The organism is Rhodobaculum claviforme (assembly GCF_016653255.1).
GTDB lineage: Bacteria > Pseudomonadota > Alphaproteobacteria > Rhodobacterales > Rhodobacteraceae > Rhodobaculum > Rhodobaculum claviforme.
Genome location: NZ_NHSD01000285.1, coordinates 1 through 24,027 on the forward strand (window position 1 = coordinate 1; position 24,027 = coordinate 24,027).

The following is a 24,027-nucleotide window of genomic DNA, read 5'->3' on the forward strand; positions in this document are numbered from 1 at the left end:
GTCAGCGGGTGCAGCAGCCCCGCCGACAGCGCGTGCCCCGCCCCGTGCCCGCCGGGGTGCGCCAGCACCGCCCCGGGCGCCGCGATCAGCGCCGCCGCAACCGTCCCCGCCATCCGTCGCATGCGCGCCCTGTCCATGTGCTTCGTCCTCGTTCTGCGTTCTGCGGTGGCTGCCGATCAGCGGATCGGGTGGTGCACGGTCACCAGCTTTGTGCCGTCGGGAAAGGTCGCCTCGACCTGCACCTCGTGGATCATCTCGGGCACGCCGGGCATGCAGTCCTCGGCGCGGATCACATGCGCCCCGGCGGCCATCAGGTCGGCCACGCTGCGGCCGTCGCGGGCGCCCTCGACCACATGGTCGGTGATCAGCGCGATCGCCTCGGGATGGTTGAGCTTCACCCCCCGCGCCAGCCGCGCCCGCGCGACCATCGCCGCCATGCTGACCAGCAGCTTTTCCTTTTCCCTCGGGCTGAGGTTCATGCCCGCTCCTCCGTGTCGTTGCGCATCCCGTGCGCGGCCGTCTCCACCGCCCGTGCGGCGTGCCGCGCGCCGATCATATCTGCCAGACCCGCGGCAAGGCCATGCCATGGCGCATCACCGACAGCGCGGCGGCGACCGTGCGCTTCATCTCCAGCGGGTCGGCGGCCAGCACCCGCACCACCGCGCGTCCGTCCCAGGCCGAGGCCGCCGCCTCCAGCCCCGGCACCGCGCCGGGGGCGTCCGGGCCGGGCGGCAGGAACGCCACCGCGTCCGCGTCCCACACGGGCCGCGCGCCCATGTGGCAGGTCAGGTGCACGCTGGGGTTCCAGCCGCCCGCGACGGCCAGCACGTCGGCCTCCACCCAGAATTCGGACGACCCTTCGCGCACGCGCACGCCCGTCAGGCCCAGCCGTCCGCGTGTGCCGATGACCACGGCGCCCGCGCGGGTGCGGTAGCCGTCACCTTCGGGGGCGTCCTCGCGCGGGTCGATGACGGCGGTGACGGTGACGCCTGCGGCCACCAGGTCGCGCGCGGTGCGGTGCGCGTCGTCGTGGGCGCCAAAGACGGCGACCTTGCGCCCCGCCACCGCGCCGAAGCGGTGCAGATACCCCCGCACGGCGGAGGCCAGCATCACCCCGGGGCGGTCGTTGTCGGGAAACGCGACGGGGCGCTCCAGCGCGCCGGCGGCCAGGATCGCGCGCGGCGCGGTGATGCGCCAGAAGCATTCGCGCGGCAGGTCGGGGGCGGGGGCGCGATGCAGGCCCACGCGTTCCAGCGCGCCCCATTGCCCGCCGTCATACGCGCCGGTGATGGTGGTGCGCAGCATCACGCGGACGTTGGGCATGGCGCGCAGTTCGGCCATGACGCCCGCGACCCAGTCGGGGCCGGGTAGGCCGTCCACGGCCTCGTCCTCGGCCAGCAGGCGACCGCCGGGGCGGCTGTCGGCCTCGGCCAGGATGACGTCGGCGCCCGCGCGCCCGGCGGCCAGCGCCGCCATCAGCCCCGCAGGCCCCGCGCCGATCACCAGCAGGTCGGCATGGGCAAAGGCACGCTCGTATGGCGCTTCGTCATGCTTGCCCGACAGGCGGCCCAGCCCGGCGGCGCGGCGGATCAGTGGCTCGTACAGCCCCTCCCAGAACCGGCGCGGCCACATGAAGGTCTTGTAGTAGAACCCCGCGCCCAGGAACGCAGCGAAGCGGTCATTCACCGCCATCAGGTCGTGGCGCAGGGACGGCCAGCGGTTCTGGCTGCGCACCTCCAGCCCGTCAAAGACCTCCTGCACGGTGGCCCGCGTGTTGGGGGTGACCTGGCCGCCGGGCTCCAGCACCTCCAGCAGGGCGTTGGGCTCCTCCGGGCCGACGGTGAGGATGCCGCGCGGGCGGTGGTACTTGAACGACCGCCCCACCAGCCGCTCGCCGTCCGCCACCAGCGCGGAGGCCACGGTGTCGCCCGCATACCCCGTCACGTCCCGCCCGTCGAAGCGGAAGCGCACCGGGCGGCCCCGGTCGATCAGACCGCGCCCGTCAACCCGCATCGCGCGCCTCCGACACCAGGCGTGCGCCGAACACGCGGTGGGTCACGGTGCAGCGGTCGACCTCCAGCCAGGCGCCGCAGCATTCGTGCTGCCAGACCTCCTGCGTGCGGCCGGCGGGGTTGGTGCGCAGGTGCAACAGCGCGTCCCAGGCCTGCGCCGGGGCATCGGCGTCGGGACGGTCCAGGTATTCCGCCCCGCCCCGGGGGTGGAACTCGCGCCGGTCGCGGGGGCCGCACAGCGGGCAGGGGATCAGCATGGCGCGCTCCGATGGGGCATTAATGCAGGTTGTGCTGGCTGCCGGTGCCTTCTTCGTCCAGCAGATGTCCGGTGGCGAAACGATCGAGGCGATAGCGGCGCGCGACCTCGTGGCTTTCCTCGGTGGCCATCAGATGCGCGAGGCACCACCCCGAGGCGGGCACCGCCTTGAACCCGCCATAGTTCCAGCCGCAGTTGACATAGAGCCCGTCCACCGGCGTGCGGTCGATGATGGGCGATCCGTCGGGCGACATGTCCATGATCCCCCCCCAGGACCGCAGGACCCGCGCCCGCCCGATCATCGGCATCAGGGTCATCGCGGCCTCCATCACATGCTCGGCCATGTGCAGGCCCCCCCGCGCGGCATAGGAGGGGTAGAAGTCGATGTCGCCGCCGAACACCAGCCCCCCCTTGTCGGACTGGCTGATGTAGAAATGCCCCATGCCGAAGCTGACGACATGGTCGATGCAGGGCTTCAGCCCCTCGGTGACAAAGGCCTGCAGGACGTGGCTCTCGATCGGCAGGGTCAGGTCGGCCATGGCCGCGACCTGGCTGGAGCGGCCGGCGACCACCATCGCCACTTTCTTCGCGCGGATCGCCCCGCGCGAGGTCTGCACGCCCGTCACCCGTCCCCCCGCCACGTCGATGCCCGTGACCTCGCAATTCTCGATCAGGTGGACGCCCAGCCGGCTGGCGGCGCGGGCATAGCCCCAGGCGACCGCGTCATGGCGTGCGGTGCCGCCGCGGGGGTGCAACAGCCCGCCGTAGACGGGAAAGCGGATGTTGTCGAAATCGAGATACGGCAGGTGGTCGCGCACGCCGTCCCGGTCCAGCAGGATCGCGTCGTCGCCCTGGTTGATCATGGCGTTGCCGCGCCGCGCGAACGCGTCGCGCTGCCCGTCCGAATGGAACAGGTTGATCAGCCCGCGCTGCGAATGCATGACGTTGTAGTTGAGGTCGGCCTCCAACCCCTCCCACAGCCTGAGCGAGTGGGAATAGAACTCGGAATTGCCCGGCAGGAGATAGTTCGCGCGCACGATGGTGGTGTTGCGCCCGATGTTGCCGGAGCCGAGATAGCCCTTCTCCAGCACCGCGATGTTGCGCAGCCCGTGGTTGCGCGCAAGATAGTAGGCCGTCGACAGCCCGTGCCCGCCGCCGCCGATGATGACGATGTCATAGGCATCCTGCGGGTCGGGGCGATCCCATGCGGGGCGCCAGCCGCGGTTGCCGCGAAGTCCTTCGGCCAGAACCCTCAGTCCCGAATAGCGCATGTCGCCCCCGCCCGCGCGCGTCCCGATGTGGCCGCACAAAAGCGGGTTTGCCCCGGCTGTGCAAGGGGCGGCGCACGGGGTGTGGCGTCTGGACCGTCCCGCCCGCCGGGCATTGATCCGCAGGCCATGATCGCGCACAAAGGTCGGGCATCCCGAGAGAGTACCCATGTCCATTGTCGATAATCCACCGGTGTTCATCGCGCTCAACGCGACGCTGTTCGCCCTTGCCTATCTGATCCCCACCTTTGTCGCACTGACGCGGCAGCGGAACCAGCGGCTGAAGATCTTTGTCGTGAACCTGCTGACGGGGTGGACCCTGATCGGCTGGATGGTGGCATTCATCTGGGCCATCAGCCTGCCGTGGGACATCGGGCGCCATCGCGCGGGCTCCAGGCGCCGCCGGCGCGTCGATCCGGCCCGCTGAGGGCGCCCGTCCGCGCGATTTTCGGGATGGTTAACCCGATGGCAATGCCGAGGGTGCAGGGTGGTCCCGACCCGGCACGCCCGCGTGCCCTTTGCCGGATGGGGATGTGACATGGGATGGGCTGGCTTGCGGTGGCCGTGCGATTGTCCGGTGCAACTGTGGCGGGGGGCGGTCGTGCGGCGGGGCCTCTTGCGCAACCTCGCGCGTGGCGGGGCGATGGTGGCGGGGGTCGGCGATGTCGCGCCGGGTGACACGGTCACGCTGGCGCTGCCCCGTGCGGGGGCGACGCCGGCGGTCACCGTGGTTGCGCATGTGCGCTGGGCTGCCGCAGGGGGCTGTGGCCTGCGCTTTGCCCATGATCTGTCGCCCGAGGTGCTGCGCGCCGCCCGCCGTGGCGCGGGGCGGCTGCCGGTGATGCAGCGCCTTGCCTGGGACACCGAAAGCCTGCACCCGTGGCCCGGTATGCCCGCCTTTGGCGACCGGGCGCATGCGGTGCAGTGACCCTGCGGCGCCGAAGCTGCGGCCTCGGCGGGGTCGTGTCGTGACGTTCGGGCTGCTCGGGGCGCGTGCGGGGGCTGATGTGGTGGGTGGGCCGATCCCCGGGGCACCGCGCCTGATGGCTCCGGGCGGCCGAAGCCCTCCGCCCCCACGTTGAGGTGACATCCGAACACGGGCACCCCGCCCGTCCGCATGCGGGTTGTGCCGGTGCGCAAGCGCCTCCGCCCGCGGCTTTCGGCACCGGCTGGTGCCGACCGTCGCCTGTGGTGGGATCGCCCGTGCCGTCCTTTCGCCGCTCCCCGCGAAGGCGCCGGACCAAAAGGCGACCCTCTGCGTCCGGCCTGCGATCCGGAGGGGCCCGATCCTCGCGCCCCACCCACACAGGGCAAGCGGTCCGGTCGGGGCGACAGCGCGCACGTCGGGGTGGTGCCTCGCGGGCCCATCGGCCTGTCCTCCCACCGTGCTGCGGGCGGGGGCGGTCGCCCGACTGTGCGACCCCGCCCGCGCCACAGCCCCGGTGACGGGTGCGCGGCCCGTGCGTTGCATGGATCATCGCGGCAGCCGGTCGGCCACGCCCTGCGGGCGGCCGACCGGCCGCGGGGCTCAGCCCTGGGCCATGTGCGCGGCCACGCGCGGGATCGCGCGGTGGAAGGCGTCGACGATTTCGTCGGCCTGCGTCTCGGTGGTGATCAGCGGCGGGCACACGGCCACCGTATCGCCCAGCGCGCGCACGAGGATGCCCTCGTCCTGCATGGCGGCCTGGAGGGCGGCGCCCAGGGTCCCGGGCTTGCCATGGGGGGCCTTGGTGACGGGGTCGCCCACCAGCTCCACCGCGGCGATCATGCCGACGCCGCGCACCTCGCCCACCGGGGTCATGTCCGACAGCGCGCGCAGGCGGGCCTGCATGTGGGCGCCGACACGGGCGGCCTGCTCGACCAGGCCGCGCTCCTCGATGATGCGGATGTTCTCCATCGACACGGCCGCCGCGACCGGGTGGCCCGAGGCGGTGAAACCATGCCCGAAGGTGCCGATGCGGTGGGTTTCATCCGCGATCGGCTCGAAGATGCGCGCGTTCATCATCACCGCCGCCATCGGCAGGTAGGACGAGGTCATCTGCTTGGACATCACCATGATGTCGGGCTCGATCCCGTAGAGCTCGGAGCCGAACATCCGGCCCGTCCGACCGAACCCGCAGATCACCTCGTCGGCGATCAGCGGGATGTCGTGGCGCTTCAGCACCGCCTGGATCTTCTCCCAGTAGCCCTTGGGTGGCACCACGACGCCGCCCGCGCCCATCACCGGCTCGCCGATGAAGGCAGCGATGGTGTCGGGGCCCTCGCGCTGGATCGTCTCCTCCAGCTCGGCCGCCAGACGGGTGGCAAAGGCCTCCTCGCTCTCGCCCTCCTGGCCCTCGCGCCAGAAATGCGGGCAGCCGACATGCAGCACGCCCGGCAGCGGCAGGTCGAAGCTCTTGTGATTGTAGGGCAGCCCGGTCAGCGAACCGGACGCGATGGTGATGCCGTGGTAGCCGCGCAGCCGGCTGATGATCTTTTTCCGCTGCGGCTGGCCCATCGCGTTGGAGCGGTACCACAGCAGCTTCATCACCGTGTCGTTGGCCTCGGAGCCGGAGTTGGTGAAGAACACCTTGGACATCGGCACCGGCGCCATCTGGATCAGCTTTTCCGCCAGATCGATGGCAGGCCCGTGGGAGCGGTGCGCAAAGCTGTGGGAGTACGGCAGCTTGCGCATCTGCTGCACCGCCGCCTCCACCAGCCGCTCCTCCGAGAAGCCGACGGCGACGGACCACAGCCCCGCCATCGCCTCGATGTAGCGGTTGCCGGCACTGTCGAAGACATGCACCCCCTCGCCGCGGTCCAGCACCATCGGTCCGACCTCCTGATGGCGGCGGGCGTTGGTGTAGGGGTGCATGTGGTATTCGATGTCCCGTGCCTCGGGCGAGTTCGGCAGCGTGTCCATTGCGGCTCCAAGCGGGTTCGGGGGCGGCGGCTGCGCCCGGATTTCTGGATGCAGTGTTCGGTGCCGCGCGGCAAAGGTCAAGCCGTGGCGGTGTGCACCCCCCTGACGCTTTCACAGAACCTTAACCCTCGTGTCACTGTGACGTCGGATCGCGGGGGCATGCCGGGCCGCGGCGGGCCGCTCCGGGCCCGGTCTTGCATGGGATGGTCCAGATGTCTGATGTTTCACGCTCCGGTTGGGCAACGGTGTCGGTCGCCGCGCTGATGGCCCTTGCGGTGCCGTCGCCCGCTGTTGCCTGCACGCCCGGCACCGACGGCGGTGTGGCCACGCTGACCTGCGACGGCGTGCGCACCGAACAGCTGGTCGACGACGTGGACGGGACCGTGGTGACCGTGACGCCCTCCGGCAGCGTGGTGGTGCCGTCCGCCAATGCGCTGGACCTGCGCGGCAATGGGCAGACGCTGGTGAACCTCGGCCAGGTCGAGGGGGGCGGCGACTCGGATGCGGTGCGGGCGAGCGGCAGCGACCTGACGGTCGAGAACTCCGGCACCCTGACGGGCACCGACCGCGGCATCCGGCTGGTTGGCGGCACCGGCGGATTCACCCTCAGAAACCACGAGGATGGCCAGATCCTCGCGCGCCGCCAGGCCGTTCGGCTGGACAACGACGCGCTTCTGGCGGGCAACCTGTTCGAAAACCGGGGCCTGATCGAGAGCACCGAGGGCCGCGCCATCCAGTCCCGCGGCCCGGGCAACACCGTCATCAACCACGCCACCGGCCGGATGCTCGGCGGCGAGGAGGTGATCGAGGGCCGCATGGACTTCCACGTCACGAATTACGGCCTGATCGCGCTGCGCGGGCTGGAGTGGGACCCCGACACCTTTACCTGGACCGACAATGGCGCCACCGTGGATGAGGACGGCATCCAGTTCGCCTCGGGTTCGGTGCACAACCATGGCGTCATCCTGGCCACCGACGACGGCGTCGACATCGACGAGGGGACGGTGCACAACCATGCCACCGGTGTCATCGTCTCGGCCGGAGTGGACACCGAACGCAACGCCGCCGGCATCGACATCGACGAGGTGCTGCAGGACCCCGGCGGCCCCCGCGACGGCGAGATCCCCCGGAAGGTGACGATCATGAACGACGGCTATATCGAAGGGCCCCGGGCGATCGCCGCCGCCGAGGGCGCGGTGCACCCGATCGACATCCTGAACACCGGCACCCTGATCGGCCGCGGCGGCACCGCCATCGACCTCGCACCCGGGCAGGGCGACACCACCATCACCCTGTCCGATGGCAGCGTCATCGACGGCGACATCCTGTTCGGCGGCGGTGGCACCAACACCCTTGTGCTGGGACCATTCAGCGAGGGCGCGGGCATGAACGGCTCGATCAGCGCCCGTGGCGGCACGCCCGAGGACATCGCGGCGGGGACCGGCACCCCCTACGGCTTCGACGTCGTGTTCGGCGACATGGTGGGGCTGGGCGATTTCCGCAGCTTCTGGCGGGGTGGCGAGCGGTTCACCCTCAACCTTGCCGCCGGGGGCGGGACCATCGGCTTCACCCTGTTCGGGGTCGAGGACGTCCGCTTCGGCGGCACCAGCTACAGCGCGGACGGCTTTGCCGCCTTCCTCGCTGGGGAGGGCGTGAACGTCATTCCGCTGCCGGCGGCGGGCTGGCTGCTGCTGGGCGGTCTGGGCACGCTGGCGGCGCTGCGCCGGCGTCGTCGCGCGGCCTGACCGGCGGGCTGACCGGCGGCCCGACCGGCGGGCTGACCGGGGCGGGGTGCCTGCGCGGCAGGCACTCACACCCACGTCACCGCCCGGGGCCGCCCCCCGGGCGGTTTTCGCATTGTCCGAAACGCTTGACTGCGTTAGCGCCGGGCGCAACGGTGGGCCGAGGGCGCGCCGCCGCAGCAGGGAGCCTTGGCGTACAGCATGGCAGGACCGATGCCGCTTCTGGCCGCCGAGGGGCTGACCCGGCGCTTTGGTGCGCTGGTGGCCAATGATTCGGTCGACCTGACCGTGATGCCCGGCGAGATTCACGCGCTGCTGGGCGAAAACGGCGCGGGCAAGTCCACGCTGGTCAAGATGCTGTATGGCCTGTTGCAGCCCGACGCAGGCATCATCCGCTGGAAAGGTGATGCGGTCACGCTGCCCACCCCCAAGGCGGCGCGCGGCCTTGGCATCGGCATGGTGTTCCAGCACTTTTCCCTGTTCGATGCGCTGACGGTGGCGGAAAACGTGGCGCTGGCGCTGGATGACGCGCGCCCGCTGCGCGCGGTCTCGGACGAGCTGGCCGACATCAGCCGCGCCTATGGCCTGCCGCTGGAGCCGCGCCGCGAGGTCTGGCGGCTGTCGGTCGGTGCGCGCCAGCGCATCGAGATCGTGCGCTGCCTGATGCAGAACCCCGACCTGCTGATCCTGGACGAGCCCACCTCGGTGCTGACCCCACAGGAGAGCGAGGGGCTGTTCGCCACCCTGCGCACGCTGCGGGCCGAGGGGCGGGCGGTTCTCTACATCTCCCACAAGCTGGAGGAGGTGCGCGGCCTGTGCGAGGCCGCCACGATCCTGCGACAGGGCCGGGTGGTGGACCGCTGCGACCCGCGCCAGCAGACAGCAGGCAGCCTTGCGCGGATGATGGTCGGCGCCCACATCGCCGAGGTCCGCCGCGCGCGGGCCGAGGCGCGCATCGGCCCGGTGCGGCTGCGCGTCGATCACCTGTCGGTGCCGTCCGAGGACCCGCAGGGCACCGCGCTCAAGGATGTCACGCTGGAGGTGGGCACCGGCGAGATCCTCGGCATCGCGGGCGTCGCGGGCAACGGCCAGGACGAGCTGTTCGCCGCCCTGTCGGGCGAGGTCCGCGCGCCCGAGGCCGGCAACATCGTGCTGGAGGGCACGCCCATCGGCTGGAACGGCATCAACGCGCGCCGCCGGGCCGCCGCCGCCTTCGTGCCCGAGGAACGGCTGGGCCATGCCGCCGCCCCGCGCCTGCCGCTGTCGGAAAACGCGCTGATGGCGGGGCATGCCAAGGGCGGGTTCACCCGGCGCGGGCTGATCGACCGGGGCCGGATGCTGGGCTGGGTCGATGCCGTCACCCACGCCTTCGACGTGCGCAAGGGCCCCCGCGACCCGGAGGCGCGCGCGCTGTCGGGCGGCAACCTGCAGAAATTCGTCGTGGGGCGCGAGATCCTGGGCAAGCCGCGCCTTCTGGTCGTGGCGCAGCCCACATGGGGGGTGGACGCGGGCGCGGCCAGCCTGATCCGGCAGGCGCTGATCGATCTGGCCGCCAGGGGCGCCTCGGTCCTCGTGATCTCCCAGGACCTCGATGAGCTGTTCGAGATCGCGGACCGCATGGCTGTGATCTTCCACGGCCGCCTGTCGCCCGCCTATCCGGCCGAGGATCTGACCCGCGAGGCCGTGGGCCTTCTGATGGGCGGCGAGGGCTTCGGCCCCGGGCGGGAGGCCGCGTGATGCGCCTGACGCTGGATCGCCGCGACGGGGCGGGCATGGCCGGGCTGTTCCTGTCGCCCCTGCTGGCGGTGGCGCTGACGCTGGCGTCCTCCATCGTGGTGTTCTGGCTGCTGGGACAGGACCCGTGGCGGGCGCTCAATGTCTATTTCCTGATGCCGGTATCGGATTTCTGGGGCGTGCAGGAGGTGGCGGTCAAGGCAACCCCGCTGGTCCTGATCGCGGTGGGCCTCGCGCTGTGCTTCCGGTCCAACAACTGGAACATCGGGGCCGAGGGGCAGTTCCTGATCGGCGCCATCTGCGGCGGCGGCATCGCGGTCTGGACCCAGGGGTGGGGCGGGCCGTGGGTGCTGCCGCTGATGCTGGTGGCGGGGATGGCGGGCGGTGCGCTCTATGCCCTGATCCCCGCGGTGCTGAAAACCCGCCTGCGCGTCAACGAGATCCTGGTGTCGCTGATGCTGGTCTATGTGGCCGAGCTGTTGCTGGACTGGCTGGTGCGGGGGCCGTGGCGCGATCCCTTCGGCTTCAACATGCCCCAGACCATCACCTTCGCCCCCGAGGCGACGTTGCCGCTGCTGTTCGACGGGGGGCGGATGAACCTCGGCACCGTCATCACGCTGGTGGTCGTCGTCGTGGCAACCGTCGTCATGGCGCGCACGCTCAAGGGGTTCGAGATCAAGCTGGTGGGCGAGGCCCCGCGCGCCGCGCGCTTTGCGGGCTTCGATGACAAGAAGCTGACGCTGACGGTGTTCGCCGTCTCCGGCGCGCTGGCGGGGCTGGCCGGCGTGATGGAGGCGGCGGGGACCGTGCGCCAGCTCCTGCCCGGGTTCTCGCCCGGATACGGCTTCACCGCGATCATCGTGGCGTTTCTCGGGCGGCTCAATCCGGTGGGGTGCCTGATTGCCGGGGTGTTCATCGCCATCACCTTCATCGGCGGCGAGAACGCGCAGATCATCCTGCGCCTGCCGCGCGACATGACGCTGGTGTTCCAGGGGATGCTGCTGTTCTACATCCTGGCGTGCGACACGCTGATCCTGTACCGCCCCCGGCTGGTGCCACGGAGGGCGCCCGCATGACCCTGGCCGAGGCGATCTTCCTGACGGTGATCACCGCCTCCACGCCGCTGCTGCTGGCCGCCATCGGCGAGCTGGTGGTGGAACGCTCCGGCGTGCTGAACCTCGGGGTGGAGGGGATGATGATCATGGGCGCGGCCTCGGGCGTGGCGGTGGCGATCGTGACGGGCTCCAGCGTGCTGGGGGTGGTGGCGGCGATCGGCGCGGGCATGGCGATGGCGGCGCTGTTCGCGCTCCTGACGCTCGGGCTGGCGACCAACCAGGTGGCGGCGGGGTTGTCGCTGACGATCTTCGGGCTGGGGCTGTCGGGCGTGGTGGGCGCGCCCTTCGTCGGCATGCAGCGCGCAGGGATTGCCAAGATCGAGGTGCCGTTCCTGTCCGAGCTGCCGCTGATCGGCCCGATCCTGTTCCGCCAGGACCCGTTCGTCTATGGCTCGGTCGCGCTGGTGGCGGGCGTGGCGTGGTTCCTGTGGCGCACCAAGGCCGGGCTGGTGCTGCGGGCCTGCGGGGAAAACCCGGTTTCGGCGCACGCGCTGGGATACCCCGTGCTGCGCATCCGCTTTGCGGCGGTGCTGTTCGGCGGTGCCTGCGCGGGGCTGGCGGGGGCGTATCTGTCGCTGGTGCTGACGCCGTTCTGGACCGCCGGGATGACCGCCGGGCGGGGCTGGATCGCGCTGGCGATCGTGGTGTTCGCGTCGTGGCTGCCGTGGCGGGCGATGCTGGGGGCGTATCTGTTCGGCGGTCTGATCATCCTGCAACTGCATGCGCAGACGGCGGGCGTGCGGGTCCCCTCGCAACTGCTGGCGGCGCTGCCGTATCTGCTGACCATTGTCGCGCTGACGGTGATCATGGCGCTGCGCCGGGGCGGAGGCCAGGTGGCCCCGCAGGCGCTGGGCCGGCCCTTCGTGCCCGACAGGTGAATCCGATCCGCCCCCCGGGCGGCCAACAGAGGAGACTGAGACAATGACTCTTTCCCGTCGCAACGTGCTGGCCGGCGCCTCGGCGCTGGCGGCCTCGACCGCGCTGCCGATGGCGGCGCGCGCCAATGACCCCCTCGGCGTCGGCTTCGTGCTGATCGGCCCGGTGGGCGATTTCGGCTGGTCCACCATGCACGACGTCGGCCGCCGCCGGATGGAGGAGGTGCTGGGTGACGCCGTCACCACCACCCAGGTGGAGGCCGTGGCCCCCCCCGACTTCGACCGCGTCGTCACCACCCTGGCGCGCGCCGGCACCCGGCTGATCTTCACCACGTCCTTCAGCTATTTCCAGCCCACGCTGCGGATGGCCGAACAGTTCCCCGACGTGATGTTCGAGAACGCCACCGGCACCGCGACCCGCGACAACCTCGCGATCTACAACGCGCGGTTCTACGAGGGGCGGTATATCCAGGGCGTGATCGCCGCGCTGAAGTCGCAGACCAAGCAGATCGGCTATGTCGCGGCGTTCCCGGTGCCCGAGGTCATCCACGCCATCAACACCGTGATGCGCGGCGCCTGGTCGGTGGACCCGGAGATGCGCATCCGCGTGGTCTGGGCCAACGCCTGGTTCAACCCGGGCGTGGAGGCGGACGCGGCCCGCGCCCTGATCGACCAGGGCTGCGACGTGCTGTGCCAGCACACCGACAGCCCCGCGCCGCTGCAACTGGCGGAAGAACGCGGCATCCACGGCTTCGGCCAGGCCAGCGACATGACGCGGTTCGCGCCGAACGCGCATCTGACGTCGTCGATCAACAACTGGGGCGACTACTACGCGGCCCGCGCGCAGGCGATGATCGATGGCACCTGGGCGCCGGCGGACACTTGGGGGGGCCTCGATTCGGGGATGTTCCAGCTCGCGCCCTTCACCAACCTCGACCCCGAGCAGGCGTCCCATGCCGAGCGTGTGGTGGCGGGGCTGCGCGACGGCTCGATCGATCCCTTTGCCGGGCCGATCGTCAACCAGGCCGGCGAGGAGGTCATCGCCGAGGGCGAGAGCCTCGATGACGACGCGATCCGGTCGATGAACTACTTCTACCAGGGCATCGACGTGTCCATGCCGGGCTGAGGCCGGTTCGGGCGGGGCGCCATCGGGGCCCCGCCCGGCCCATCAACCCGCGGCGCGCGGTCGGGTGGTGCCGAGCTGGTCCACCAGCGGTGCCAGCGCCGCCGCGGCCGCCACATGGGTGGCGGTTTCCGGCAGCGCGGCGGGCGACAGCCGCCCCCCCGGTGGCGGCGCCACCACCAGCCCCGCGCTGTGCGCGATCAACGGGTCCACCGCGCTGCGTGTGATCAGCGCCGGATGCGCGCCGCCATGCGCGGGACGTTCGCGCAGCCACAGCAGCAGCACCGGCCGTCCCGTACCGGCCAGGCGATCCAGAACCTCGGCCATGCGGGCGGTCCAGGCGGTGCGCAGCCGCTCGGCCATGGCGGTGAATCGCCCCGGATCGCAGGCATGCAGCGCATCCAGCATCTGCCCGGTAAAGGTAAAGGCGCTGAAATCGACCTCGGGCCACTGCGCCCGCAGCTCTGCGCCCGCCTCCAGGAACCGGTCGTTGCGCCGGGGGTGCACCCGATAGAGCGGCGTCGTCACCTGACCCGCGCCCGACAGCTGCACCACCACCGCCTGTGCGCGCCTGCATGCCGCGATCACGCCGAGGTCGTGGGCCAGCGCCTCCGGACCGGCCCCCACGGCGCCGAAGTTCACCACCCTGTGACCGGTCGTGCCCTCCAGCAGATGCGGCCAGGGACGCGCGACCCCCTTGCCGAAGGTCGCAGCGCCGCCCAGCGCCGCCACATACGGCCCGTCCAGCGACCGCGCCGGCCCCCGGAACCGCAGCCGCGAGCCCACATAGCCACAATATGTCCCATCGAGGCCCACAGGCCCCGTCCACGGATGTTCCATCGCAGTCCCCACCGCTGTCTTCTCACCCATCGCACAGGCTGGCCTCGCCGGGTTTCGAAATCCCTAATGCGACAATTGAGGGGAACGGCGCCGCCGCCGTCCGGTTTCAGCTTGCACGCCCGCGCCGCCGCCCCCTATCGTCGCGCCACAAACGGGCGGAAGGGGACGCGGATGAACATCCGGACGGTCGGCGTGGTCGGCGCGGGGCAGATGGGCAACGGGATCGCGCATGTGTTCGCGGTCGCGGGCTATGACGTGGTGCTGTGCGACATCTCCGAGGACCAGCTTGCCCGTGCAAGGGCGACGGTGGAGAAGAACCTCGCCCGGCAGGTCGCGCGCGAGCGGATCTCCGGGGCCGATCGCGATGCGGCGCTGGCACGCATCCGCACCACCACCGACATCACCCGCGCCGGGCCCACCGATCTGGTGATCGAGGCCGCGACCGAGCGCGAGTCCGTCAAGCAGGAGATCTTCGCCACGCTGGCGCCGCATCTGGGGGCGGATACGATCCTGACGACCAACACCTCGTCGATCTCCATCACGCGGCTTGCGACCCGCACCGACCGGCCCGAGCGGTTCATGGGGTTTCACTTCATGAACCCGGTCCCGGTGATGCAACTGGTGGAGCTGATCCGCGGCATCGCCACCGACCAGGCCACCTATGAGACGCTGCTGGGCGTGGTGGAGACGCTGGGCAAGACCGCCGCCTCGGCCGAGGATTTCCCCGCCTTCATCGTCAACCGCATCCTGATGCCGATGATCAACGAGGCGGTCTATACCCTGTACGAAGGCGTCGGCAACGTGCGCTCCATCGACGAGGCGCTGAAGCTGGGCGCCAACCATCCCATGGGTCCGCTGGAACTGGCGGATTTCATCGGGCTGGATACCTGCCTTGCGATCATGAACGTACTGCATGACGGCCTGGCGGACACCAAGTACCGCCCCTGTCCGCTGCTGACCAAATACGTCGAGGCCGGATGGCTGGGCCGCAAGACGAAGCGCGGCTTCTATGACTACCGCGGCGAGGTGCCAGTGCCGACCCGCTGATCGCCGACCCGCTGATTGCCGGCGCGCCGATCAGCCCGTCGCGCGCTGCGGGGGCGGACCTTTTCGGGCGGTGTCGGGGTGGGCGGTGTCGGGGCGCGGTGCGAACTCGATGCACAGCGCGTCCATGTCGCTGGCCAGCAGCGTCGCCTCGGCGCAGCGGCAGAAGGCGGTGGCACCCTGCGGGGCGTCGCAGTGCGTGCAATCGGCGCAGGTGCCGAACAGCGGCACGTCCTGGCCCAGCGCCAGCGCCCCGGTCAGCGTCTTCAGCGCCGCCAGCAAATCCGCGCGCCGCGCCTCCGGCAACCCCTCGATCCGGGCGGACAGCGTGCGCAGGGGGTCGGCGTCCAGGGCCGCGCGGCCCGCCTGCGTCAGCTCGAACCGGATGGAGCGTCCGTCGTCCTCGTTGCGGTGGCGTTCCAGCAGGCCCAGCGCCACCAGCGATTTCACGGTCTGCGAGGCCGTGCCCCGCGTCGTGGCATGGAAGGCGGAAAACGCCGACGGCGTGCGCGACAGCCGATTGGCGCGGGCAAAGAACCGCAGCGCAGTCCACTGCGCGGGCGTCAGCCGGTGATCGCCGCCGGATTGCGCCAGGCGGGCGACGTGGATCAACAGCTCGGCGGCCAGGTCGGAGCGCGGTGACATGCCCGGGAAGTAGCGATCCGATATCGTCTTGACAACCCGCCGCGTGGCGATTGTAGTAGCGATACGCTATTATATCGGGGGAGCCACCATGTCCGTCACCCAGGACCCCACCCGCCGCTACATCCGCGCCACCATGGCCAGCGAGCTTCTGGACGCCGACACCGAGCACGCGCTGGCGCTGGCCTGGCGCGACCGGCGCGACGAGGCCGCGCTGCACCGGCTGATCCAGGCGTACTCGCGGCTGGCGGTGTCGATGGCCGCGCGGTTCCGCCGCCACGGCCTGCCGTACGAGGATCTGGTGCAGCAGGCCAACCTCGGGCTGATGCGCGCGGCGGAAAAGTTCGATCCCGACAACGGCGCGCGGTTCTCGACCTATGCGCGGTGGTGGATCAAGGCGTCGATGCAGGACTATGTGATGCGCAACATCTCGGTCGTGCGCACTGCCACCAATGCCGCGCAGAAGAAGCTGTTCTTCAACCTGCGCCGCGTGCAGGCCGCGCTGGAGCGCGCCGAGGCCACCGGCCGCAGCCCCGCCGAGCTGGCGCCCGAGATCGCGCGCACCCTCGATGTGCCGCTGGCCGAGGTCGAGCTGATGCTGGGCCGGATGGCCGGACCGGACCTGTCGCTCAACACCCCGCAGGGTGAGGGCGAGGACGGCCGCGAATGGATGGAGATGATCGAGGATGACGGCCCCGCGGCCGAGGATGTCGTGCTGGGGCGGCTGGAGGCCGGCCGCCGCCGCGCCGCGCTGACGGACGCGTTGATGGCGCTGCCGCTGCGCGAGCGGCGCATCGTCGTGGAACGCCATCTGGCCGAGGCGCCGCGCACGCTGACGGAGCTGGGCGCGCAGCTGGGCATCTCCAAGGAGCGCGTGCGCCAGCTGGAGGAGCGCGCGCTGGCCCGCATGCGCGCGCGGGTGGCCGACCGCGCGCCCGCGTTGGCCTGACGGCGGTGCTTGTGCCGCGCCGGTCGCCCGGCTAGGTTCGGTTGCGAATGGATCGCAACGGGGGCGGATCGATGGCCGACAGCGCGCTGCACGAGCCGGGCCTGGCCCTGCATGTCGAGGACCTGACCGTCGCTTATCGCGATGCGCCGGTGCTGTGGGACATCGACCTGGACATTCCGCCGGGTGTGATGGCGGCGGTGGTGGGGCCCAACGGTGCCGGAAAATCCACCCTGATCAAGGCCGTACTGGGGCTGGTGCGGCCCGTGGCGGGGCATGTGCGGCTGTTCGGGCGCCGCTGCGGCGACGTGCGCCGCCGGGTGGGGTATGTGCCGCAGCGCTCCAGCGTGGACTGGGACTTCCCGGCCTCGGTGCGCGATGTGGTGACGATGGGGCTTTATGGCGAGGTCGGCTGGCTGCGCCGTCCCGGCCGCAGCCACCGGGCGCGCGCCATGGCCGCGCTGGAACAGGTGGGCATGCAGGACTATGCCGAGCGTCAGATCAGCCAGCTGTCGGGCGGCCAGCAGCAGCGGGTGTTCCTGGCCCGCGCCCTGGTGCAGGAGGCCGACATCTATTTCCTCGACGAGCCCATGGCCGGGGTCGACGCCCCCACCGAGGCCGCGATCGTGGGCCTGCTGAAGGGGTTGTGCGACGCGGGCCGGACCATCGTGGTGGTGCACCATGACCTGCAGACGGTGACCCGGTATTTCGACTGGCTGGTGCTGCTCAATCGCCGGGTGATCGCACAGGGGCCGGTGGCCGGGACCTATACCGCCGCCAACCTGCGCGCGACCTATGGCGGCCAGGTGGTCTTGCTGGACGCCGCGGAGGGCTGACAAGGGCCCGCCCGGCCTCGGGGCGTCCCGCGCCGGGCTGGACGGCCTCGGAGCGGGCGGCGGTGGCGGCGCGCGTCGCGGCGATGAAGCGCGTCAGCAGGATGCGCGCGTCGGTCGCCGCCAGCGGGCGTTCGGCCAGCGGCAGCACCGACAGCGACACCGCATGCGGCCCGATGTCGAGGATCGCACGCCAGTATTCCGCCAACACCTCGGCGCCGTCAAAGGGGCTGGTGTCGCGCAGGTGCACGAACAGCACGCCGTCCTGGACGCGGCTGTCCAGAACCGTGACGGTCGCGGCGGTTTCGCTGCGCGACAAGAGCGCGCGGCCCGGCGGGGTGGCAAGATAGGCCGCCAGCATGTCCGCGCTGTCGGCCACGGGCGGCGCCTCGCCGGCGGGCGAGACGGCGGCCGTCAGCACGGCGCGGCGCGGGGGCGGGCGCCCCTCGCCCATCAGCGCGGCACAGGCGCCCAGCAGCACGAACGCCCCGGAGCGGCGTTCGCGCGTGGCGACCGGATCGACGCAATACCCCGCGGGGCCCGCGATCACGACCGCACCGTTGGCGACGGCCTTGGTGGCGGGGGCGGTGTCCTCGCCACCGGCCATGCAGCCCGACAGGCCCAGCACGGCCATTCCGGCCGCGGCCACCAATGCCCCGCGCAACCGTCCCAGGCGCCCCCGCGCCGTCGCGGCCAGGGCCGTCACGCCGCACCCGTGGCTGCGGACGGCGGCTGCCCCCGCCGCCTCACCGACCCGCCCCTGCGGCTGCCCCTGCGCCGTGGCGCGCATGCGCCGGTCACAGGTCCATGTACACATGCCGTTCGCCGGCGGCGCCGGGGTGGGTGACCGCGCCCTTGGCGGCCGAGCCGACCAGCTGCGCGTATTTCCACAGCGCCCCGGCGGCGTGGATGGTCTGGCGCGGTCCGCTCCAGTCGGCCTTGCGCGCGGCCAGCTCCGCGTCGCTCAGGGCGACCGACAGCTCGCCCCTGATGGCGTCGATGGTGATGACATCGCCGTCGCGCAGCATCCCGATGGGGCCGCCATGCGCGGCCTCGGGACCGACATGGCCCACACAGAAGCCGCGCGTGGCCCCCGAGAACCGCCCGTCGGTGATCAGCGCGACCTTCTTGCCCATGCCCTGGCCCGACAGCGCTGCGGTGGTGGCCAGCATCTCTCGCATGCCGGGGCCGCCGGCGGGGCCTTCGTTGCGGATCACCAGCACCTCGCCTTCCTTGTACTGGCGGGCCTTGACGGCCTCGAACGCGTCTTCCTCGCACTCGAACACGCGGGCGGGGCCGGTGAAGACCTGGTCCTCGGCCGCGATGCCCGCGACCTTCACGATGGCGCCCTCGGGGGCGAGGTTGCCCTTCAGGCCCACCACGCCGCCGGTTTTCGTGATCGGGCTGGCGGAGGGGTAGATCACGCGGCCATCGGCCTCGCGGGTGACAAGGTCCAGTTCCTCGCCGATGGTGCGGCCCGTCGCCGTCATGCAGTCCTCGTGCACCAGACCGGCCTTGCGCAGCTCCTTCATGACCACGGGCACGCCGCCGGCCTCGTACAGGTCCTTGGCGACGTAGTTGCCGCCCGGCTTCAGGTCGACGAAGTACGGCGTGTCGCGGAAGATGTCGCACACGTCCATCAGGTCGAAGTCGATCCCGGCCTCGTGCGCGATGGCGGGCAGGTGCAGGCCTGCGTTGGTGGACCCGCCGGTGCAGGCGACCACGCGCGCGGCGTTTTCCAGCGCCTTGCGGGTGACGATGTCGCGGGCGCGGATGTTGCGCGCGATCAGGTTCATCACCGCCACGCCCGAGGCCTCGCAGTACTGGTCGCGGGATTCGTACGGTGCGGGCGCCCCGGAGGAATTCGGCAGCGCCAGCCCGATCGCCTCGGAGACACAGGCCATGGTGTTGGCGGTGAACTGCCCGCCGCAGGCCCCGGCCGAGGGGCAGGCCACCCGCTCCAGCACATCGAGCGCGGCGTCGGTCATGTTGCCGGCCTGGTGCTGGCCCACGGCCTCGAACACGTCCTGCACGGTGACGTCGCGGCCATCCAGCCGGCCCGGTAGGATCGAGCCGCCATAGATGAACACCGACGGCGTGTTCAGCCGCACCATCGCCATCATCATCCCCGGCAGCGACTTGTCGCAGCCCGCCAGCCCCACCAGCGCGTCATAGCAGTGCCCGCGCATCGTCAGCTCGACCGTATCCGCGATGGCATCGCGCGACGCCAGCGACGCCTTCATCCCGTCATGGCCCATGGCGATGCCGTCGGTGACGGTGATGGTGGTGAATTCACGCGGGGTGCCGTGGGCGACCTTGACGCCCTGCTTCACCGCCTGCGCCTGGCGGTTGAGGGCGATGTTGCAGGGGGCCGCCTCGTTCCAGCAGGTGGCGACGCCGACCCAGGGCTGGTGGATTTCCTCCTCCGAGATCCCCATGGCATAGAAATAGCTGCGGTGCGGGGCGCGCGCGGGGCCCTCGGTGACGTGGCGGCTGGGCAGTTTCGACTTGTCGACGGCGCGCGTGGTCATCCCCGCTTCCTCCCTCTGGCTGGCTGGTCCACGCCATCGGGCGCGGCTTGCAGGATCGTGCGGGGCGCGGAAGCCCCTGCAATCCCACGCAGGAATAGGCGAGCCCCGCCGTCGGCACAAGCGCGAGACGCAAACGGGCGGCCCGTCCGGGCCGCCCGTCGAAAATCCCCGTCCGAGGTGGTGTCAGGCGGTTGCCTTGCGCCGCCGCGCCAGCGCGCCCAGCGCCCCGAGGCCCCCCAGCAGCAGCCAGCCCGCCGCCGGCAGCGGGATCGCCGATGCGGTGCCGATGTTCTGCTGGTTGGGGTTGGAGGCTTCGTAGAAGGTCAGCGACCATTTCTGCGTGCCGGACCAGCCCTTCGCAATGTCCAGCCAATCTCGGGCTGTTTCCTCCACATCGGCCCCGTTCGTACCGGTGCCCGCCGCCCGGAAGCTGCCCGAGGTCAGGCTGTAGTCATCATCATAGATGACCTCCCAGATCGCCAGCTGGAATGCCGTCGACTGGACCCGGTCGGCGGGGTTGACGAAATGATACACCGCATCGAACAGGCCCTGCACGCGCGTCCCGGCGCCCATCAGCTCATTCACGCCGGTGATGAAGCTGGGGCTTTCGTGATAGTTCCGCGTGCCCTGGTTCAGGTTCGCGCTGAGGTCCATGCACCAGGCAACGAAATTCCGCAGAACTTCGTTGCCTTGCAGCTCGCTGAAGTCGAAACCACCCGCGAGGGCGTTTCCGGTGCTGCCGGCCGGCGTTACCTGGATGTTCACATTGTCGAAGTCTGTGAGGCCGCTACCCGCCGTCGGCCCGTCATAACGCAGCGTCACGCTGGACGCCGATGCCGCGACCGCCGTGCCCATCGCCAGCACCGCAGCCAGAGAAATTGTCCTGAAGACAGTCATTTTAACCCTCGCACTCGTTACGCATCACACCTTGCCGGCACTGCCGCCGCGATGTTCGCGCTGTCGCGGCTGGGCACCGATGACCACCCTCACAGGATCGTCACTGGACACAGGGATAACCTGTCTCGTGGCTCTATTGAAACAGAATTCGTGAAAACTGTTCGACAATCCGGGCATTCCGCCCTGCGATCGACAGCCATTCCGCGCAAGGGTTGAGTGGTATTTGCCTGCACTCAATTCATGCTCGAAAGCGCAGGCGGGACGGGTGATTCGCGCGGTCTTGTCGCCGAGCGCGTTGCGGCCCACATTCCCGGTCATGTCCACGCGCCATCCCATGCCGTTCGACGCCTTCGTGGCCCCCGCCCGCGCCCATCCGCAGCTGTGGCGGCTGGGGCTGGGGCTGGTCCTGATCGTGGCGGGGAACATGGCGGTGTCGGCGGCGATCTTTGCCGCGGTGCTGTGGCTGCGCGGAGCCGAGAGCGGGCCGCTGACGCTGGGGGCCACGCCGGGCCTGATGGTGCTGGTGCTGCTGTCGTTCGGCGGGGTGGTGCTGGGGACATGGGCGGCGGCACGGCTGCTGCACCGGCGCGGGCTGGGCACGCTGATCGGGCCGCGCCGCCGGGTGGTGCGGCATTTCCTGGCCGGGGTGGCGGTGATCGCGGTGATCTATGGCATCGCGTTCCTGGTGGGCGTGGGCCGGATGGATCTGGAGCGCAACCTTGCGCCAGGGCTGTGGCTGGCGTGGTTGCCGCTGGCGCTCGCGGGGCTGCTGCTTCAGACCGGCGCCGAGGAGCTGGCGCTGCGCGGCTACCTGCAACAGCAGCTTGCGGCGCGGTTCGCCTCGCCGCTGATGTGGATGGTGCTGCCCAGCGTGGCCTTCGGGCTGCTGCACCATGACGCCGGCATGATGGGGGAAAATGCCTGGCTGGTGGTGGGGGTGACGGGGCTGTTCGGGCTGATGGCGGCGGATCTGACGGCGCGGTCGGGGTCGCTCGGGCTGGCGTGGGGGTTGCACTTTGCCAACAACGTGTTCGCGCTGACGGTGGTGGCGCCTGCCGGGGCGCTGTCGGGGCTGGCGCTGTTCACCACGCCGTTCGGGGCCGATGACACCGGGGCGATGCGCGGGCTGCTGCTGCTGGATGTGGCGGTGCTGGGGGTGATCTGGGGGCTGTGCCGGCTGGGTCTGTCGCGCCGCGCCCGGTGATGCGTGGCCGGTGAGGCGCGGCTGGTGATGCGCGGCCAGTGACTTGTGGGCAGCGGTGACCTGCGAGCGGTGCGCGGCCACCGATGGCTGTCGGCAGGGTGGTGCCCGGGCCGGATCAGTCCGCCGGGTGCACCAGACGGACGTGGCCCAGCTCGGGGCCGATCCACTGCTCGGAGGCCAGCACCGCGCCGCTGGCGGGGTCGCGCCAGTAGCGGTTCACGAAACCGGGGCCGCCGCCCTCGGGGGTGCACGCCTCCTCGTGGCGGTCGGCTGTGCGGGACGTGCCCTCCAGCGTCAGGGTGTCGCGCCCGGTTCGCGTCAGGGTGCAGTCGAGGCGGGTGCGCACCAGTCGCTGGTCGCCGCCCAGCCGGTCGTGGCTGCGCGGCACGGCGCCGTCGCGCCCGGCCGCCAGCGCCGCCGCCGTGGCAGCAGCGTCGGCGATGTGCAGATCCTCGCCCAGCCCGCGCGTGGCCACCAGCACCCCGGGTGCCCGCAGCGACAGCCCGACCGCGTCGGCGCTGCGCCATGTCGTGACGGCGCCGTTGCGGCCCACCCGCACCAGCGTCGCCCGCGCATCGCGCGCGGGGATTTCCGCCCCCAGCGGCGCGGACGCGGCGCCCGGCGCCACGATCACCAGGGGCGGGGCGTCGCGGCCCCCGCCGACCAGCCGCTCCAGCCCGGGGAGCTGCGTCTCCGTCGCGGTGGTGCTGTCGCGCTGCCCGCCGCTGCATGCCGCCAGTCCCAGCGCGAACGCCAGCCCCAGGCCCGCCGTGATCGCCCGCGTCATTGCCACACCGTCCCCCAGCTGTCGTCCAGCGCCGCGCGGTGCAGGTCGCGCACCATGGGATAAAGCCGGTTCGCCACGTCCAGCCGGGCCCCGCCGTCGCGCTGGAGCGAGCGGATGGTCTGGCTGCTGCGCGCCCGGCTGGGCCGCCCGTCGAACCATGTCACCGGGATGGTGATGGTGATGCCCTTGTCGAACGACCCCTCGCCGAAGGCCGAGAACGGCATGTCCGTCAGCGTGGCATAGGCGCCCAGCCGCCAGCCGCTGGCGAATTCGCGGCTCAGGCTCAGCGTGGCGCCGCGGTCGCCCGCCAGGTACTGCCCCACGTCGATCTGCCCGACATAGCCCGCGCCGAAATCGACATAGGCCGAGACATGCCCCGTCGTGACCTCGTAATCCAGCAGCCCGCCAAAGCTGGACGGCGCGCGGCGGCGCACGCGGTTGACCTCGGCGCCCAGCGCGAGGGGGCCGGCGGCGGGCTTCCACAGCACCTCGGCCGAGACGCCGGCGTACATCCGCTCCAGCCACCCCGCGCTGAGGCGACCATAAAGGTTGGCACCGGGGCGCGAGAAATGCGCCATCGTCAGCCGCTCCAGCACCGGGCTGTCGGAGACATAGGAGGTCGCGTCGCTGCGCACCCGTTCGTAGCAGAAGCCGTCGCTGCGGCAGGCCTCCGGCGCCCGGGTGGTGCCCCCGAGGTTCCCCGCCACCCGCTGCGTCAGCGCCCCCGACACCAGCAGGTTGCTGGCCAGCGCAAAGCGCGCCTCGGCGCGCAGGCCGGCCTCCAGCCGCACCGGCGACGACGGGTCCATGATCGTGGGGGCAAGATAGGGCAGCACGCTCCAGCCCAGGCGCGGCGCATCCGCGGGGTGGGCGATCAGCAGCGGCTGCGGGCCCAGGCTGGCGGCGGCATCGTCGATGGCGGTGCGTGCGCGCAGCGCGTCCGCGCCGTCGGGGTCGTGCTCCAGCTCCTCCAGGTCGCTGCGGCGCAGGGTCACGGCGCTGACGGCCAGGCCGCGCACGGCGGGCAGCAGCACGATTTCCTCGACCGAGGGTGGCAGCACGGCGCTGAGGATGCGCGCGGCGCGGCCCAGCGCGCGCGGTTGCGCCTCGTGGCGCAGGTTGGTGAAGCGGACGGTGGCGCGGCCGGGCTCCAGATCCAGCCCCTCCAGCCGCAGCCCCTCGGCGGTGAAGCGCGCGGCCAGGGTGGCGCGGGTGCGTGCGATCGCGCCCGCATCGGTGGCCCAGTCGGTGGACCAGCCGCCCGGCGGGGCGGGGG

Annotated in this window: 23 protein-coding genes and 1 pseudogene; 11 read left to right on the top strand and 13 right to left on the bottom strand. The window is 71.4% G+C overall.

From position 1 onward, the window contains the following. Positions 1–176 precede the first annotated feature (176 nt). From CCR87_RS12080 to CCR87_RS12095, 4 genes and pseudogenes are all read right to left on the bottom strand, one after another. Positions 177–479 carry an urease subunit gamma gene (locus tag CCR87_RS12080; protein WP_201157777.1) on the bottom strand — a complete coding sequence of 101 codons (303 nt, stop codon included), beginning with the start codon at positions 477–479 and terminating at the stop codon, positions 177–179. 199 nt (positions 480–678) lie between these two features. Continuing rightward, positions 679–2,013: pseudogene (locus CCR87_RS12085) on the bottom strand (2Fe-2S iron-sulfur cluster-binding protein); the annotation flags it as partial. Next, a complete protein-coding gene (locus CCR87_RS12090; RefSeq protein WP_201157779.1) occupies positions 2,003–2,269 on the bottom strand; it encodes a sarcosine oxidase subunit delta in 267 nt (88 codons plus the stop codon). The pseudogene CCR87_RS12085 and the gene CCR87_RS12090, both read right to left, overlap by 11 nt. A 19-nt stretch (positions 2,270–2,288) precedes the next feature. Next, positions 2,289–3,539, bottom strand: coding sequence for a sarcosine oxidase subunit beta family protein (locus tag CCR87_RS12095; protein WP_201157780.1), 1,251 nt, complete (start codon positions 3,537–3,539; stop codon positions 2,289–2,291). Between the two features lie 166 nt (positions 3,540–3,705). Here CCR87_RS12095 and CCR87_RS12100 point away from each other — a divergent pair, with 166 nt between their 5' ends. After that, on the top strand, positions 3,706–3,963 hold the full coding sequence (locus tag CCR87_RS12100) for a superinfection immunity protein (RefSeq protein WP_201157781.1): 258 nt from the start codon (positions 3,706–3,708) through the stop codon (positions 3,961–3,963). A 111-nt stretch (positions 3,964–4,074) separates the two neighbouring features. Beyond that, on the top strand, positions 4,075–4,464 hold the full coding sequence (locus tag CCR87_RS12105) for a PilZ domain-containing protein (RefSeq protein ID WP_274609777.1): 390 nt from the start codon (positions 4,075–4,077) through the stop codon (positions 4,462–4,464). 600 nt (positions 4,465–5,064) lie between these two features. On the opposite strand, the gene CCR87_RS12110 is transcribed toward CCR87_RS12105, so the two are convergent. After that, positions 5,065–6,438 carry an aspartate aminotransferase family protein gene (locus tag CCR87_RS12110; RefSeq protein ID WP_201157783.1) on the bottom strand — a complete coding sequence of 458 codons (1,374 nt, stop codon included), beginning with the start codon at positions 6,436–6,438 and terminating at the stop codon, positions 5,065–5,067. Between the two features lie 212 nt (positions 6,439–6,650). On the opposite strand from CCR87_RS12110, the gene CCR87_RS12115 reads away from it, so the two are divergent. The 5 genes from CCR87_RS12115 (at position 6,651) to CCR87_RS12135 (ending at position 13,030) form a co-directional block, all read left to right on the top strand. Further along, positions 6,651–8,183 carry a VPLPA-CTERM sorting domain-containing protein gene (locus CCR87_RS12115; protein ID WP_201157784.1) on the top strand — a complete coding sequence of 511 codons (1,533 nt, stop codon included), beginning with the start codon at positions 6,651–6,653 and terminating at the stop codon, positions 8,181–8,183. A gap of 198 nt (positions 8,184–8,381) precedes the next feature. Next, positions 8,382–9,917: an ABC transporter ATP-binding protein gene (locus CCR87_RS12120; RefSeq protein WP_201157785.1), complete on the top strand. Its 1,536-nt coding sequence runs from the start codon at positions 8,382–8,384 to the stop codon at positions 9,915–9,917. Continuing rightward, entirely contained in the window at positions 9,917–10,990 is a 1,074-nt protein-coding gene (locus CCR87_RS12125; RefSeq protein ID WP_201157786.1) for an ABC transporter permease, read from the top strand. The genes CCR87_RS12120 and CCR87_RS12125 overlap by 1 nt, the downstream gene beginning before the upstream one ends. Beyond that, complete coding sequence (locus CCR87_RS12130) at positions 10,987–11,907, top strand: ABC transporter permease (RefSeq protein ID WP_201157787.1); 921 nt, start codon at positions 10,987–10,989, stop codon at positions 11,905–11,907. The genes CCR87_RS12125 and CCR87_RS12130 overlap by 4 nt, the downstream gene beginning before the upstream one ends. A gap of 43 nt (positions 11,908–11,950) precedes the next feature. Further along, on the top strand, positions 11,951–13,030 hold the full coding sequence (locus CCR87_RS12135) for a BMP family ABC transporter substrate-binding protein (RefSeq protein WP_201157788.1): 1,080 nt from the start codon (positions 11,951–11,953) through the stop codon (positions 13,028–13,030). Positions 13,031–13,072: 42 nt separating this feature from the next. Here the strand turns inward: CCR87_RS12135 and CCR87_RS12140 are convergent, their stop codons facing one another. Next, the gene (locus tag CCR87_RS12140; RefSeq protein WP_201157789.1) at positions 13,073–13,867 is read right to left on the bottom strand and encodes a DUF6473 family protein; all 795 of its coding nucleotides are present in this window, start codon (positions 13,865–13,867) and stop codon (positions 13,073–13,075) included. A 171-nt stretch (positions 13,868–14,038) separates the two neighbouring features. Here CCR87_RS12140 and CCR87_RS12145 point away from each other — a divergent pair, with 171 nt between their 5' ends. Continuing rightward, positions 14,039–14,914 carry a 3-hydroxybutyryl-CoA dehydrogenase gene (locus tag CCR87_RS12145; protein WP_201157790.1) on the top strand — a complete coding sequence of 292 codons (876 nt, stop codon included), beginning with the start codon at positions 14,039–14,041 and terminating at the stop codon, positions 14,912–14,914. A 30-nt stretch (positions 14,915–14,944) separates the two neighbouring features. Here the strand turns inward: CCR87_RS12145 and CCR87_RS12150 are convergent, their stop codons facing one another. After that, on the bottom strand, positions 14,945–15,556 hold the full coding sequence (locus CCR87_RS12150; RefSeq protein WP_201157791.1) for a MarR family winged helix-turn-helix transcriptional regulator: 612 nt from the start codon (positions 15,554–15,556) through the stop codon (positions 14,945–14,947). An 88-nt stretch (positions 15,557–15,644) separates the two neighbouring features. On the opposite strand from CCR87_RS12150, the gene CCR87_RS12155 reads away from it, so the two are divergent. Together CCR87_RS12155 and CCR87_RS12160 are read left to right on the top strand one after the other, a co-directional pair. Further along, positions 15,645–16,502 (top strand): RNA polymerase factor sigma-32, encoded by an 858-nt coding sequence (locus CCR87_RS12155; RefSeq protein WP_201157792.1) that lies wholly within the window; start codon positions 15,645–15,647, stop codon positions 16,500–16,502. Between the two features lie 71 nt (positions 16,503–16,573). Beyond that, positions 16,574–17,335, top strand: coding sequence for a metal ABC transporter ATP-binding protein (locus CCR87_RS12160; protein WP_201157793.1), 762 nt, complete (start codon positions 16,574–16,576; stop codon positions 17,333–17,335). Here CCR87_RS12160 and CCR87_RS12165 read toward each other — a convergent pair. The 4 genes from CCR87_RS12165 to CCR87_RS12180 all read right to left on the bottom strand — a co-directional run bounded on the left by CCR87_RS12165 (position 17,226) and on the right by CCR87_RS12180 (position 21,078). Then, positions 17,226–18,149 carry a hypothetical protein gene (locus CCR87_RS12165; protein ID WP_201157794.1) on the bottom strand — a complete coding sequence of 308 codons (924 nt, stop codon included), beginning with the start codon at positions 18,147–18,149 and terminating at the stop codon, positions 17,226–17,228. The genes CCR87_RS12160 and CCR87_RS12165 overlap by 110 nt on opposite strands. After that, entirely contained in the window at positions 18,130–19,863 is a 1,734-nt protein-coding gene (ilvD, locus tag CCR87_RS12170) for a dihydroxy-acid dehydratase (RefSeq protein WP_201157795.1), read from the bottom strand. Before ilvD ends, CCR87_RS12165 begins: the two co-directional genes overlap by 20 nt. Positions 19,864–20,046: 183 nt before the next feature. Further along, entirely contained in the window at positions 20,047–20,718 is a 672-nt protein-coding gene (locus CCR87_RS12175; protein ID WP_207186630.1) for a VPLPA-CTERM sorting domain-containing protein, read from the bottom strand. Between the two features lie 66 nt (positions 20,719–20,784). Beyond that, on the bottom strand, positions 20,785–21,078 hold the full coding sequence (locus CCR87_RS12180; RefSeq protein ID WP_201157797.1) for a hypothetical protein: 294 nt from the start codon (positions 21,076–21,078) through the stop codon (positions 20,785–20,787). Between CCR87_RS12180 and CCR87_RS12185 the strand changes: the two genes are divergently transcribed. Beyond that, positions 21,077–21,964 carry a CPBP family intramembrane glutamic endopeptidase gene (locus CCR87_RS12185; RefSeq protein ID WP_201157798.1) on the top strand — a complete coding sequence of 296 codons (888 nt, stop codon included), beginning with the start codon at positions 21,077–21,079 and terminating at the stop codon, positions 21,962–21,964. The genes CCR87_RS12180 and CCR87_RS12185 overlap by 2 nt on opposite strands. A gap of 115 nt (positions 21,965–22,079) precedes the next feature. On the opposite strand, the gene CCR87_RS12190 is transcribed toward CCR87_RS12185, so the two are convergent. Both CCR87_RS12190 and CCR87_RS12195 read right to left on the bottom strand, forming a co-directional pair. Then, the gene (locus CCR87_RS12190; protein ID WP_201157799.1) at positions 22,080–22,751 is read right to left on the bottom strand and encodes a YjbF family lipoprotein; all 672 of its coding nucleotides are present in this window, start codon (positions 22,749–22,751) and stop codon (positions 22,080–22,082) included. Next, positions 22,748–24,027 (bottom strand): YjbH domain-containing protein (locus CCR87_RS12195; RefSeq protein WP_201157800.1); only part of this gene is annotated, 1,280 nt, incomplete at its 5' end. The genes CCR87_RS12195 and CCR87_RS12190, both read right to left, overlap by 4 nt.

Bases quoted from the DNA above. Each gene is read 5' to 3' on its own strand.
- CCR87_RS12080 (WP_201157777.1), bottom strand. From the start codon at position 479: ATGAACCTCAGCCCGAGGGAAAAGGAAAAGCTGCTGGTCAGCATGGCG.
- CCR87_RS12090 (WP_201157779.1), bottom strand. From the start codon at position 2,269: ATGCTGATCCCCTGCCCGCTGTGCGGCCCCCGCGACCGGCGCGAGTTC.
- CCR87_RS12095 (WP_201157780.1), bottom strand. From the start codon at position 3,539: ATGCGCTATTCGGGACTGAGGGTTCTGGCCGAAGGACTTCGCGGCAAC.
- CCR87_RS12100 (WP_201157781.1), top strand. From the start codon at position 3,706: ATGTCCATTGTCGATAATCCACCGGTGTTCATCGCGCTCAACGCGACG.
- CCR87_RS12105 (WP_274609777.1), top strand. From the start codon at position 4,075: ATGGGATGGGCTGGCTTGCGGTGGCCGTGCGATTGTCCGGTGCAACTG.
- CCR87_RS12110 (WP_201157783.1), bottom strand. From the start codon at position 6,438: ATGGACACGCTGCCGAACTCGCCCGAGGCACGGGACATCGAATACCAC.
- CCR87_RS12115 (WP_201157784.1), top strand. From the start codon at position 6,651: ATGTCTGATGTTTCACGCTCCGGTTGGGCAACGGTGTCGGTCGCCGCG.
- CCR87_RS12120 (WP_201157785.1), top strand. From the start codon at position 8,382: ATGGCAGGACCGATGCCGCTTCTGGCCGCCGAGGGGCTGACCCGGCGC.
- CCR87_RS12125 (WP_201157786.1), top strand. From the start codon at position 9,917: ATGCGCCTGACGCTGGATCGCCGCGACGGGGCGGGCATGGCCGGGCTG.
- CCR87_RS12130 (WP_201157787.1), top strand. From the start codon at position 10,987: ATGACCCTGGCCGAGGCGATCTTCCTGACGGTGATCACCGCCTCCACG.
- CCR87_RS12135 (WP_201157788.1), top strand. From the start codon at position 11,951: ATGACTCTTTCCCGTCGCAACGTGCTGGCCGGCGCCTCGGCGCTGGCG.
- CCR87_RS12140 (WP_201157789.1), bottom strand. From the start codon at position 13,867: ATGGAACATCCGTGGACGGGGCCTGTGGGCCTCGATGGGACATATTGT.
- CCR87_RS12145 (WP_201157790.1), top strand. From the start codon at position 14,039: ATGAACATCCGGACGGTCGGCGTGGTCGGCGCGGGGCAGATGGGCAAC.
- CCR87_RS12150 (WP_201157791.1), bottom strand. From the start codon at position 15,556: ATGTCACCGCGCTCCGACCTGGCCGCCGAGCTGTTGATCCACGTCGCC.
- CCR87_RS12155 (WP_201157792.1), top strand. From the start codon at position 15,645: ATGTCCGTCACCCAGGACCCCACCCGCCGCTACATCCGCGCCACCATG.
- CCR87_RS12160 (WP_201157793.1), top strand. From the start codon at position 16,574: ATGGCCGACAGCGCGCTGCACGAGCCGGGCCTGGCCCTGCATGTCGAG.
- CCR87_RS12165 (WP_201157794.1), bottom strand. From the start codon at position 18,149: ATGTGTACATGGACCTGTGACCGGCGCATGCGCGCCACGGCGCAGGGG.
- ilvD (WP_201157795.1), bottom strand. From the start codon at position 19,863: ATGACCACGCGCGCCGTCGACAAGTCGAAACTGCCCAGCCGCCACGTC.
- CCR87_RS12175 (WP_207186630.1), bottom strand. From the start codon at position 20,718: ATGGGCACGGCGGTCGCGGCATCGGCGTCCAGCGTGACGCTGCGTTAT.
- CCR87_RS12185 (WP_201157798.1), top strand. From the start codon at position 21,077: ATGTCCACGCGCCATCCCATGCCGTTCGACGCCTTCGTGGCCCCCGCC.
- CCR87_RS12180 (WP_201157797.1), bottom strand. From the start codon at position 21,078: ATGACCGGGAATGTGGGCCGCAACGCGCTCGGCGACAAGACCGCGCGA.
- CCR87_RS12190 (WP_201157799.1), bottom strand. From the start codon at position 22,751: ATGACGCGGGCGATCACGGCGGGCCTGGGGCTGGCGTTCGCGCTGGGA.